Here is a 12,506-nt window from a genome sequence, read left to right as displayed (position 1 = left end):
ACTCCAGCGTCCGTCGGCACCGGGCATGCCGGCCGACGACGCAAGGTGGCGCCGCGCGCACGATATGTCAGCAATGTTGCAGCTCTATGGCAAGCGTGCCGTTGCGCACATGGCCGCCGTTGCAGAGCCATGCCGCGGCGCGCGCCAGGCATTTCGAAACGGCATGCCTGCGCTGGCCGCGTGCTGTCATGCTGGCGCCATGCGGACGTGCTCAGCGGAGAGGAACAGAGCTTGAAACGACTTGGATGGATGGCGGGCGTACTGGCCGCGGTGAGTTGTCAGCTGGCGCAGGCCGGCAGCGCGGTGATCAGCCGGATCGATTACCAGGGCGATGGCGGCCCGGTACCGACTGCCTCGCAATACCGCAACCCGGTCGTGGCGGGTTTCCATCCGGACCCCTCGGCAATCCGCGTCGGCGACGACTTCTATCTGGTCAACTCCAGCTTCGGCTATTTCCCCGGCCTGCCGGTGTTCAAGAGCCGCGATCTGGTGCACTGGACGCAGATCGGCAACGCGATCGATCGCCCCGATCAAATCAAATACGGCAACGACGAACTCACCCGCGGCCTGTTCGCCGCCAGCATCAGTCACCACGACGGCACCTTCTACATCGCCAACACCTGTTTCTACTGCGATGGCGGCAATTTCCTGATCACCGCCAAGGACCCGGCCGGGCCCTGGTCGGACCCGATCTGGCTGGATGCCAAGGGCATCGACCCATCGCTGTTCTTCGACGACGACGGCAGCGCCTGGCTGGTCAACAACGATGTGCCGGCAGGCAAGCTGCGTTACGACGGACACCGCGCGATCTGGCTGCAGCGGCTGGATCTGGCCAGCATGAAACTGGTCGGCACGCGCCAGGTGCTGGTGGATGCGGGCTTCCAGCCGGCCAGCAACCCCGAGCATATCGAGGGCCCGCACCTGTTCCGCCGCGATGGCTATTACTACCTGACCGCAGCCGAGGGCGGCACCGGCGAGCAGCATGCACAGATGATCTACCGCAGCCGCCAGATCGCCGGGCCCTACCAGCCCTGGAGCGGCAATCCGGTGCTGACCCAGCGCGATCTGGACCCCAGCCGCAGCGCGCCGATCACCTCCGCAGGCCACGCGCAATTGGTCGAATTGCAGGACGGTTCCTGGTGGGCGGTATTCCTGGCCACCCGCCCATATCAAGGCAACCACTACACCCTGGGTCGCGAAACCTTCCTGTTGCCGGTGCAGTGGCGCGACGGCTGGCCGGTGATATTGCCGCACGGCACGGCAGTGCCTGCGGTCGCCACGCGCCCCCCGCTACCGGCAGACCCGCAGCGCATAGCCACCAGCGGGCCGATGCAGTGGAGCGAGCATTTCCAGGACGCGCGCGTGCCGATGCAATGGATGACCATCCATCCGCCAACGACGCCGTGGTATGTCACCGGCCCGCAGGGTCTGCGCATCACGCCCTCGAGCGTGGCGCTGGGCGATATCGGCCGCGGGCAGCCGGCGTATCTGGGCCACCGTCTGCAGCATCACCACGCCACGCTGGCGGCGACCGTCGATGGCAGCACGCTGGCAGCGGGCGAACAGGCCGGGCTGGCAATCGTCGCCAGGGAAACGCATTACCTGGCCTTACTGCTGGTGCGCGGGGATGCCGGCATGTCGGTGGTGCTGTCGCGCCGCGCCGGGACGCAGGAGCCAGGCAGCGGCACCGTGCTGGCGCGCGCGCCGCTGGCCGATGCAACCCAACCGGTCACGCTGCGCTTTGCCCTGGATGGCGCACGCGTGCATGTGGATTACGCAGTCGGCAGCGGTCAGTGGCAGACGCTGCTGGAACAGGGCGATGCCCGCATGCTCAGTACCGACAGCGCCGGCGGTTTTCTGGGTGCCACGTTCGGCCCCTACGCGTACGCGCAGTGAGCGCGCGCACGCCAACGGCACGCCGGCGCACTGGACAAGCATCCACTGCAGCCAGGCACGTGCAACATGGCGTGTCAGGCACAGGCAGCGCACACCTGAGACACACGCAGCTGGACGCTGGTTTGGACGCGGTCAACGCCTGAAGCGTCGCGGCACATCGTCATCGTCGTCGTCGCGCGGCAGGCGCAGGCACCGACGGCTGGCGCCTACGCGCGTAAACGCGTCAGGCGCGGGCGGCGATCACGCTGCTATCGAGCATCTGCCCGACCATGTTGAGCAGATCGTTGAGGCTGAAAGGCTTGGGCAGCAGTGCCATGCCATCGGCCAGGAATTCCTGGCGGGTGGCGGCATTTTCGGCGTAGCCGGTGATGAACAGGATCGGCAGGCCCGGCCGCAGCGCGCGCGCAACGTCGGCCATGTCGCGCCCGTTCATGCCGGGCAGGCCGACGTCGGACACCACCAGATCGATCTCCACGCCGGCACGCAACTGATCCAGCGCGCCTTTGGCATCTTCGGCTTCGACCACGTGGTAACCGGCATCGCTGAGCACCTCGCTCACCATCATGCGCACCACGTCGGTGTCGTCCACCAGCAGGATGCGCTCGCTGCGTGTACGGGGCGAACTCGGTGCCGGTGCCGGCGGCACTGCGCTGGCGGTGAGCCCGCGCGGCAGCAGCAAGGCCACCGTGGTCCCGCGCCCGACGGTGCTGGTGATGCGTGCGGTGCCGCCGGACTGGCGCGCAAAGCCATAGGTCATCGACAAGCCCAGGCCGGTGCCCTCGCCGATCGGCTTGGTGGTGAAGAAAGGCTCGAAGACCTGATTGAGAATCGCTGGCTCGATGCCGCTGCCGTTGTCGATCACGTTCACCGCCACGTAATCGCCATCGTCCAGTTCCGGATCGCCTTGCGCGGTGTAGGCCGCGCTCTGGATGCGGATGGTGCCCCGGCCCTTCAACGCGTCGCGTGCGTTGATGACCAGGTTGAGCACCACGTTTTCGAGCTGGTTGGCATCGGCCACCGCCACCAGCGGCGTGTCCGCCAACTCCAGTTCCAGCACGATGTTCTCGCCGATCGAGCGGTGCAGCATGTCTTCCAGCGAACGCACGCGTGCGTTGATGTCGAAGGCCTGCGCATCCAGCGATTGCTTGCGTGCAAAGGCCAGCATGCGCTGGGTCAGCGCGGCGGCGCGATGCGCCGAGCCGGTGGCGATCTCGGCCAGCCGCGGCACCCGCTCGATGCGGTTGGACTCGACCGCCAGCTGGATCATGTCCAGGCCGGAAATGATGCTGGTCAGCAGATTGTTGAAGTCGTGCGCGATGCCGCCGGTGAGCTTGCCCAGCGCTTCCATCTTCTGCGCCTGCAGCAACTGGATTTCGGTGCGCTGGCGCTCGGCGATCTGGTGGGCCAACTCGGTGGTGGCGGTATCCAGTTCCTGGCGCTGCTCGCGCTCGCGCAGGCGCTGTTCGGTGACGTCCTCGACCAGCAGCAGGCCCAGATCCGGTTCGCGGTACGGCGACACGCGCCACTCGGTTTCGCACACCTTGCCCTCGCGCAGGATCGACAAGGCGCCGCTCCAGCGCTCGCGCTGCGCCAGCGCGTCGGTCAGCGCCTGCACGGTGGCGGCCTGGTCCACGCCCGGCACGGCAAGCGCCTCGCCGGGCGTGACGGTACCGATCAGGCGCTGGAACGCCGCATTGGCCTCATGCGTGTGCAGCCTGGCATCGACCACCGCAATCGGTGCGCTGATGTGCTCGAAGATCTCGCGGAAGCGTGCCTCGCTGATGCGCAAGGCGTCTTCGGCCTGGCGCGCACGCAGCAGGGTGCGCAGCGTGGCAACCAGCACGCTGGGGTCGACCGGATGAATCAGGTAGGCGTCGGCACCGGCCTCCAGGCCGGTGATCATGTCGCCGGTGGCAATCGACGCGGCCGACACGTGCACCACCGGCAGCAACGCGGTGCGCGGCTCGGCGCGTAGCGTGCGCACGATGTCAAAACCGCTCATGTCCGGCAGATTGACGTCCAGCACCACCGCAGAGAATGCCTGCTCGGCCAGTTTGGCCAAGCCGTCGGTGCCGGTGCCGGCTTCGTCGACCACGAACTGGTGGTGTTCGAGCACGCGGCGCACCGAATAACGCGTCACCGCGTTGTCGTCGACCACCAGAATGTGCGGCTTACTGCCCAAGTGCATCCTCCGCTGCCAGCGTGACCGGCAGCACCACGAAAAATTCCGAGCCCTGCCCGACCACGCTGTTGATCCCCACCGTGCCGCCCAGCAACTCGGCGAACCGCTTGCAGATCGACAGCCCCAGACCGGTGCCGGTGAGGCGTTTCTGCAACGGCGAATCCACCTGTACAAAATCCTCGAACAAGGCGTCGTGAAGCTCGGCCGGAATGCCGATGCCGGTGTCCTGCACGCCGAAGCGCACATGGGTCTCGCCTTCCAGCTGCGCGAACACGCGCACATGGCCTTGCGGGGTGAACTTGAGCGCGTTGGAAATGAAGTTGCGCAGGATCTGCGCCAGCTTCTTGTCGTCGGTATAGAGCATCGGCAGCACCGGCGGATCTTCGAAGATCAAGGTGGTGCTGCCGGCATCGGTGAGCGGGCGGAACATGCCGCGCAAGGCCGCAAACAGGTCCATCAGGTCGAACCAGCCCGGCGAAATGGTGATGCGCCCGGCCTCGATCTTGGCCAGATCCAGCAGGTCGTCGACCATCTCGGTGAGCTCGCGCGCCGAGGCGCTGACAAAGCGCACCTGCTTGGACTGCTCGGTGGTCAGCGGCCCGTCCATGCCGTCTTCCAGCAGCCGCGTGATGCTCAGGATCGAGCTGAGCGGGGTGCGGAACTCGTGGCTCATGTACGACAGGAAGCGGCTCTTGAGCTCGGACACGTCGCGCAGCTGTTCGGCCTGCTGATCCAGCTCGGCATACAGCGCCAGCACGCCCTGGTTGGTCTCTTCCAGCTCTTCGCGCAGGGCCTGGTTCTGCCGCCGCAGCGCGTCCAGTTCGGCCAGCGGATCGAGCGGCGGTGTCTCACTGGAAGCATTCATTGCAGGCCTCCCAGCCGCATGACAAACACGCCGCAATCGTCGCGGCCACGCGTGTAATCGCGCAACAGCACCGCCGCAATCAGACGCGGATGGCGCGACAGCAGGCCCGGATGATCGCGCAGGTTCCAGCGCGATTGCAGGCCATCGCTGTGCATGACCAGCAGCTTGCCGGCGGCATCCGCAAAATCGAACGGCTGCGCCTTGCGGAACTGCACCCCGACGATGCCCGGATGCGACGGCATGCCACGCACGCCGTCGCCATCGCACAGCGAGGCGACGATATTGCCGACACCGGCAAAGCGCACCCGGCCGGTGCTGCTGTCGAACTGCATCACCGCCGCCGCGCCGCCGCGGGTGCCGGACATGCCGGCATGCAGCTGCGCGATGCGCTCGCCGGGCTCGCCGCGGGCCGTGGCTGCAGCGCGCGTCCCGGCATCGGCAGCATCGGCGGCACCCGGACCGTGGCCCAGGCCATCGATCACGGTGACGGTCGCCCGCTGGTCGCCAATCGCCAGATGCCAGGCATCGCCGCACACCGTTTCGCTGTGCAGCGGCAGGCGGATGGCGCCGTACGGCAGGTCCAGCTCGGCGCGTTGCTGCGCAAACAGCCGTGCCATCACCACCGCGCCCTTGGCATCGGAATACGCGTCCAGCACCTGCGCCTGGCGCTGGATCGCGCCCAGCCCGGTGCCCGGCGTGCCGGCGGTGGAATAACCATCGCGCAGGCCGTCCACGAGTGCGAACCCGGGGCCGCCGTCGATGGCACAGATCTCCACGCCCATGCCCTGGCGTGCGGCCACCGTGGACAACTGCAGCCAGCCGCCACGTCCATGCTTGACCATGTTGGTGGCAAGCTCGGTGGCCACCAGCGCCACGCGCCCGCCGGCAGCCTCATCGAAACCCAGCGCCTGAGCCAGCACCGCCGCCTCGCGGCGCGCCTGCCCGACCTGGCTGGTTTCGTCGACGCGAAACGCGCGCGTGACTTCGCCAGCAAGCATCACTTCCATTTGGTGATGGTGATGCGCGTGCCCTTGCCGGCTGCGGTGTCCAGCACGAAATCATCCACCAGCCGACGGCTACCGGACAGGCCCAGCCCCAGCCCGCTGCCGGAGGTCCAGCCATCGGTGAGCGCCAGATCCAGGTCGGGAATGCCGGGGCCTTCGTCGCGGAAGGTCAGCTGCACGCCCTTGCGGATGCCGCTTTCCACCAGGGCCCAATCCATGTCGCCGCCGCCGCCGTAGATCACGGTGTTGCGGGCCAGCTCGCTGGCTGCGGTGACCAGCTTGGTCTGGTCGACCAGACGCAGGCCGCACTGCACCACCAGCTTGCGTACCGTCTGCCGGGCCAGCACCACATCCTGTTCGGTGCGCACCGGTTGCGAACCGGTGGTCATGAATCGCGATCGGGTTGCTGCAACAGGCGCATGCCGCGTTCGACATTGAGCGCGGTGCGCACCGACGGCAGGGTCAGGCCCAGCTCGACCAGCGTGATCGCCACGGCCGGCTGCATGCCCACCACCACGGTCCTGGCATCCATGATCGCCGCCAGCCCGGAGATGGTGCTGATCATGCGGCCGATGAAGGAGTCGACGATGTCCAGTGCGGAAATGTCGATCAGCACGCCGCGCGCGGAGGTGGCGCTGATCTTTTCCGACAGGTCTTCCTGCAGCGTCATCGCCAGTTGGTCATGCATGTCCACCTGGATGGTGACCAGCAGCAGGTCGCCCATCCGCAGGATCGGGATGCGCTCCATGTCAGCCTGCCTTGCTGACGGTCACGCCGATGCGCTTGAGCGCCAGCGCCAGTGCGTCGGACAGGTTGGCCTTGGTGACGATGCCCTGCAGGTCCAGCCCCAGGTGCACGATGGTCTGCGCGATCTGCGGGCGCACCCCGCTGATGATGGCGTCGGCGCCCATCAGGCGGATCGCAGTGACGGTCTTGAGCAGGTGCTGCGCGACCAGCGTGTCCACGGTGGGCACGCCGGTGATGTCGATGATGGCGATTTCCGAGCCGGTATCGACGATGCGCTGCAGCAGCGACTCCATCACCACCTGGGTGCGCTGCGAATCCAGCGTGCCGATCATCGGCAGTGCCAGCACGCCATCCCACAATTTGACCACCGGAGTGGACAGCTCCAGCATTTCTTCCTGCTGGCGCACGATGATGTCTTCGCGGGTCTTCTGGAACGCCTTGACGGTGTACAGGCCCAGACGGTCCAGCAGCTCGGACAGCGCCCACAGCTGCTGGCCCAGTTCTTGAGGCGTATCGGCGTACTCGCGCTGCACCAGCGCAAACAGCACCCGCTTGAGCGAGAAGATGAAATTGGCGGTCTCCTGCGAATCGAAGCCGCGGGTGGCGCGGTCGCGCGACAGGTTTTCCAGGAAGCGACGTACCTCGCTCCAGTCGGCGCTATCCAGGCTGCTGCTGCCGTCCTTCAGGGAAGCGACCAACAGGTGCAAAAAGTCCGCACTCTGGGTTTCGATGTCCTGCCGGGAAATCCGTCCATCGCTGCCCAGGCTGGAGCCCAGCCATGCAGCCAACAATGCACTTTCCTGGCCACGAATCGCATCGATCGAGCGCTGCTGCAATGCCACCATGAGATCACCCGCCGAGAGTAGAAGAGAGAAGGCTGGGCATGCGGGGCGATGGCGCCCCCTGACTGGCGCGGCGCCCCCACGCCGAAGCGCAGCAGAATAAAGCAATTCAGTTTCGGCAACCAGCGACGAACCTGTAGCGGTCAGAGGAACGTCCAGACAGAGTTTGACATTGCGGCGCACGCGGTGAACGTGAGCGCGACCACGCCTGGAAAGATGCGATGACTGCCGTCCCGTTCCCTTGCCACCGGCGCGACGATTGCAGGCGCGACGGCCGCCAATTGGCGTCCGCCGCCGGCTCGGCCGTGCCTGCTGCGGCCGACCGCTGCGCAACGGTGGTCATGCTTTGCGGGCAGAGCGCGCCTGACGCCGCCCCATACCTGTCGGAACCGCGCATCCCATGCCAGCGGACGCGCCCGCTGCGCCGGCTGGCCCGCTCGTCCACAACCGGCACCGCATGCAACGCGCTGTGCCACCGGCAGGGTGTCTGCGCGGCGGCCGGGCGTGGTCTGATCGCAGCCTGCTTTTCTCAGGTGGTCGCTCTCCATGTCATCGCTGTTTTCTCCGTATCAACTCAAGGACGTCACGCTGCGCAACCGCATCGCGGTTCCGCCCATGTGCCAGTACACCGCCGTCGACGGCCTCAGCAACGCGTGGCATCAGGTGCACTACGCCGGCATGGCGCGCGGCGGTGCGGGCCTGGTCATCGTCGAAGCCACCGGCGTATCACCGGAAGGACGCATCACCCCCGGGTGCCTGGGCCTGTGGAACGACGACCAGGCCGAAGGACTGGCGCGCATCGCGGCATCGATCAGCGCTGCCGGCGCCGTGCCGGGCATCCAGATCGGCCACGCCGGCCGCAAGGCCAGTGCCAACCTGCCGTGGGAAGGCGACGACCACATCGCCGACGGCGACCCGCGCGGCTGGGACACCATCTCGCCCTCGGCCATCGCCTTCGGCGGCGGCCTGCCCAAAGTGCCGCGTGAGATGACGCTGGACGACATCGCCCGCGTGCGCGGCGATTTTGTCGCCGCCGCACAGCGTGCACGCGATGCCGGCTTCCAGTGGCTGGAGCTGCATTTTGCCCACGGCTATCTGGCGCAGAGCTTCTTCTCGGTACACGCCAATCAACGCCAGGATCACTACGGCGGCACTGCCGACAACCGCGCGCGCTTCCTGCTGGAAACGCTGCAGGCCGTACGTGCGGTCTGGCCGGAACAGCTGCCGCTGACCGCACGCTTTGGCGTGATCGAATTCGATGGCCGCGACGAAGAGACCCTGCAGGAAGCCATCGCACTGACGCGCAACTTCAAGCAAGGCGGCCTGGATCTGCTCAACGTCAGCATCGGCTTCAGCACTCCGACTGCGCAGATTCCGTGGGGACCGGCCTTGCTGGCGCCTTACGCCGAACGGGTCAGCCGCGAGGCGCAGCTGCCGGTTGCCTCGTCCTGGAACATCGACGATCCACTGGAAGCCGACCGCGTCGTCGCCGCCGGACAGATGGAGCTGGTGATGGTCGGCCGCGCGCACCTGGCCAACCCACACTGGCCGTATCACGCCGCATTGGCCCTGGGCGAAGAACGCCCGTCCTGGGTGCTACCGCCCTCGTACGCGCACTGGCTGGAGCGTTACGGCAAGCGCAGCTGATCGGACAGCTGCGATGCACTGCGAGAGTGCGGTACGTGCAAATGCTTAGGTCTGCTGCGGGCGCTTGTACCGGGTTTCCAGGGATGGATTCCCGGCGTGTCCCGACACTGCATGCGGCGCCGCGCCGCTGAACAGCTCCGCAGACCTGGCAATCTTGTGCAAGACCTCTGCCAGTTCCATGCGAATGCTTCGGTCTGCCGAGGGCGCTTGCACGCGTACCGGCGTAGGAGACGCCGCAAGTACGTCCATGTAGGCTCTGGCGCGGCATCCATGCCGCTCAAGGTCCCACACCGGCACGCGCGCAAGCACCACCGGTTGTTGTCGGTTGCTGAAAGAAATGCGAGCAGCCAGATGAGCTGCACGTTCCTCCTCGCGTCCATTCCTGGCGACGTGACAGTAGATGGATGGCTTACCGATTACATCGACCAAGAAATCCGCAAGAATTAACGCTTGCCTGAAAGCATTGCTTGCCGATCAGCGGTAGCAATCTTGAGAGCGCGGCGCCGCGTCCGGTGGCGGGACCGTGTGGCGACATGGATGTCGCCACCGAGCCTCCAGGGATGGATTCACGGCGTGTCCCGACACTGGATGCGGCGCCGCGCCGCCGACCGACTCCGCACACCGAATCAATCTTGCGCACGACATCCACCGGTTCTACGCGAATGCTTCGGTCTGCCGAGGGCGCTTGCACGCGTACCGGCGTAGGACACGCCGCAAGTACGTCCATGTAGGCTCTGGCGCGGCATCCATGCCGCTCAAGGTCCCACGCCGGCACGCGCGCAAGCACCACCGGTTGTTGTCGGTTGCGGAAAGAAATGCGAACAGCCAGATGGGCTGCACGCTCTTCCGAGCATCACCATTCCTGACGACAGGCCAGCAGTTGGCACGCAACCACGCATGCCAATCCCGAATGCCCAATCCCCAATCCCGGCGGCGGCCGCGTCAGCAGCTAATGCGCGACGAGCTTGATCGCCGCCCTACAGCCCGTAACGCTCTACTGCGTCCAGATGCGGGCGCGGGTCCTGATCGCAGGCCTCGGCCAGGCGCAGCCAGCACATCGGGTGCGCCCACTGCGCGGTTGTGGCCAGCAGGACGCGATGCAGTTCCAGCGGCGCCGCCGCTTCCGGCAGCGCCACGGTGAACAGCACGCCCGGCAAGCCCGTGCTCGCATCTTCCGGGTCGAATGCCTCCGCGTGCTCAGGATCGACCACACGATAGTCGTCGCGACTATGCAGCCACAGTTTCCAGCCACGCGCTTCGATGTCCTCGCGCAAGGCGTCGATCGCCTGCTCGCCGGGATGCACGCCATCCACCAGCCAGCTGCTGCCGTAACCACCCGCCTCCAGCACATGCACCTGCGCATAGGTCGGCACGAAACGCTCGCGCTCGGCCTCGTCCTCCGGCGGCGGGTACAACAACTCCGCATCGAACACCACCCAGTCGCCGACATGCTGGCGCCGATGCGCCGGTGCATTTTCGACGATACGCGCGGTGACCGGGCCGGTGCGCCGCGCATAGTACTCGGCTGCCTCGCCGTCATCCACGCAACGCACGATTACCCAACCCCAGGTTTCTTCGACCACGCCACTGGTGCTGCTCAGCTCCATGCCAAGCGCCAGCGCCGAGGCGCGCACCGCGTCCCACTGCTGCGCCGCGCTGGCCGCGGTCATGTGATCCCAATGCGCGGAGCGCGGTTCTTCCATCAACTCGGTCAGCTGTCGATACACCTCGGTGGCATCGGCGAAGCGGCCGGTGTTGAGATACATGCGCCCCAGCAAGCCGCGCGCACCGTGCGAGCCGGGCGACAGTTCCAGCAACGCGGTGCAGGCCTGCTCCAACGCCGGCCAATCGGCCAGCCGCTGGGCCAGCTGCGCTTCGCACCACAACGCCGCCACCGGCACCAGCGGGCGATACAGCTGCGCCAGCCGGCGCAGGCCGGCCTCGTCGCCACGGCCCAGCAGCAAATTCATCAGCCGGAAGGTCGGGCTGGTTTCGCGATCGGCATGCCGCTGCACGAATGACCACAGCAGCGCGATCGCCTCGTCGTCGGCCGCACACGCGCTCAATGCCGACGCCGTGGTGTCCACCAACTCGGCATCGTCGGGTCGCTCGGCCACTGCCTGCAGCAACCACTGCGCTTCGCGCTCGGGGTTACGCGCCACGTCTTCGCCCTGCGCATCCAGCCATGCCAGCAACTGCTCGGCGGGGACCGGCGCCGGCTCGCCCGCCGGTGCGGTTTCGATGCGCACGGCCAGCCCGTCCAGCAGTTGCGTGGCGCCACGGTCCTGGCGCAACTTGGGCACGTGCGCACGCGCAAGCGCCAGGTGGCGGCGCGCAGTCCACACCGCGCCACGCTGCAAGGCCAGCCCGATCGCCATCTCGGCCGCCTCGATCAGGATGCGATGCGCACCCACCTGCGCGTAATGATCGAGCATCACCTGCAGGCGGCTGCCCAGATCCCAGGTGTTGCGCTCGGGCTGGCGCGACACCAGCACCACCACCGCATGCAACCAGTGCAGGCGGTAGCGCGGCGCGACCTCGCGCCACGGCAGAAACGCTTCCAGCGCTTCGTCGTCACGATTCAACATCGCCAGGGCGCGGGCTTTCTGCAAACGCCGCGGCTGACTGCAGTTGGCCCACTCCGCCCCTTCGCGTGCGGCCTCGCGCTCGCGCTGCTCGATCAGTGCCAACGCATCTTCTGCGCGGCCCAGCGAGAGCAGGATCGAGATGCGCATGTCCGGCACGCCGTCGTAAATCTGCCCGCCATGCGCAAGAATGGTCTGCGACTGCTGGTCCAGATAACTCAGCGCCGCCTCGCCGCGTCCGTCGTCGAGCAAGGCATCGGCTTTTTCGCAGCTCAGGCACTGGTAGCACGACCAGCTTGGATCAATGCGGCCCAGCGTTTCCTCGCAGACCTCGATGCGCTCTTCCACCCAGCCCGGACCATCGATATTGGCGTAGCACGCGGCCAAATCCTGGGTCACGCACACCGACTGCGGGCACTCCACCGCATCAGGGCGGTGCGCGCGTTCGAACAGCGTCACCGCATCGCTCAGCGCACGCTCGCCTTCGCACAGGTTGCCGACCCGGTTGCGCATTTCCCAATGCCCGACGAACACCTCCAGCCACGGATTGGCCAGCGTCTTGCCCAGCGCACGCGCCTCGGGCAACAGCGCTTCGGCACGTTCGATCTGCAGGTCGCAGATATGGTCGGTCAGGCGCGTCAGCAGCTGCGCATTCTGCGGCTGCCCGGCTTCGCCCAGATCGTCCTGCAGCTTTTCTACCCAGTTCCAGATTTCCATCGTGTTGCTCCTTCGATGCGG

General features: G+C 66.8%; 9 protein-coding genes. 2 read left to right on the top strand and 7 right to left on the bottom strand.

What is annotated here, in order from left to right; translation table 11 throughout:
- Window positions 1-249 precede the first annotated feature (249 nt).
- A complete protein-coding gene (locus ABQY64_RS06565; protein WP_349779258.1) occupies window positions 250-1,896 on the top strand; it encodes a family 43 glycosylhydrolase in 1,647 nt (548 codons plus the stop codon).
- 223 nt (window positions 1,897-2,119) lie between these two features.
- Here ABQY64_RS06565 and ABQY64_RS06560 read toward each other — a convergent pair whose 3' ends face one another.
- From ABQY64_RS06560 to ABQY64_RS06535, 6 genes are read right to left on the bottom strand one after another with little or no spacing between them, the layout of a single operon-like run.
- Window positions 2,120-4,078: a response regulator gene (locus ABQY64_RS06560; protein ID WP_349779147.1), complete on the bottom strand. Its 1,959-nt coding sequence runs from the start codon at window positions 4,076-4,078 to the stop codon at window positions 2,120-2,122.
- Window positions 4,068-4,943, bottom strand: a complete 876-nt coding sequence (locus ABQY64_RS06555; protein ID WP_349779148.1) for an ATP-binding protein — start codon at window positions 4,941-4,943, stop codon at window positions 4,068-4,070. Before ABQY64_RS06555 ends, ABQY64_RS06560 begins: the two co-directional genes overlap by 11 nt.
- On the bottom strand, window positions 4,940-5,950 hold the full coding sequence (locus tag ABQY64_RS06550; protein ID WP_349779149.1) for an ATP-binding protein: 1,011 nt from the start codon (window positions 5,948-5,950) through the stop codon (window positions 4,940-4,942). Before ABQY64_RS06550 ends, ABQY64_RS06555 begins: the two co-directional genes overlap by 4 nt.
- On the bottom strand, window positions 5,941-6,336 hold the full coding sequence (locus tag ABQY64_RS06545) for an ATP-binding protein (protein WP_016901512.1): 396 nt from the start codon (window positions 6,334-6,336) through the stop codon (window positions 5,941-5,943). Before ABQY64_RS06545 ends, ABQY64_RS06550 begins: the two co-directional genes overlap by 10 nt.
- Window positions 6,333-6,695 carry an STAS domain-containing protein gene (locus ABQY64_RS06540; protein WP_016901513.1) on the bottom strand — a complete coding sequence of 121 codons (363 nt, stop codon included), beginning with the start codon at window positions 6,693-6,695 and terminating at the stop codon, window positions 6,333-6,335. The genes ABQY64_RS06545 and ABQY64_RS06540 overlap by 4 nt, the downstream gene beginning before the upstream one ends.
- Before the next feature lies 1 nt (window position 6,696).
- The gene (locus tag ABQY64_RS06535) at window positions 6,697-7,539 is read right to left on the bottom strand and encodes an STAS domain-containing protein (RefSeq protein ID WP_349779150.1); all 843 of its coding nucleotides are present in this window, start codon (window positions 7,537-7,539) and stop codon (window positions 6,697-6,699) included.
- A 543-nt stretch (window positions 7,540-8,082) separates the two neighbouring features.
- Here ABQY64_RS06535 and ABQY64_RS06530 point away from each other — a divergent pair.
- Window positions 8,083-9,183 carry an NADH:flavin oxidoreductase/NADH oxidase gene (locus tag ABQY64_RS06530; protein WP_349779151.1) on the top strand — a complete coding sequence of 367 codons (1,101 nt, stop codon included), beginning with the start codon at window positions 8,083-8,085 and terminating at the stop codon, window positions 9,181-9,183.
- A gap of 977 nt (window positions 9,184-10,160) precedes the next feature.
- On the opposite strand, the gene ABQY64_RS06525 is transcribed toward ABQY64_RS06530, so the two are convergent.
- The gene (locus ABQY64_RS06525; RefSeq protein WP_349779152.1) at window positions 10,161-12,485 is read right to left on the bottom strand and encodes a hypothetical protein; all 2,325 of its coding nucleotides are present in this window, start codon (window positions 12,483-12,485) and stop codon (window positions 10,161-10,163) included.
- Window positions 12,486-12,506 lie beyond the last annotated feature (21 nt).

The organism is Xanthomonas sp. WHRI 7065, assembly GCF_040203115.2.
GTDB classification, from domain to species: domain Bacteria; phylum Pseudomonadota; class Gammaproteobacteria; order Xanthomonadales; family Xanthomonadaceae; genus Xanthomonas; species Xanthomonas arboricola.
Note: the sequence above shows the minus strand (reverse complement) of the source record. Positions and strands in the feature narration are given on the sequence as shown.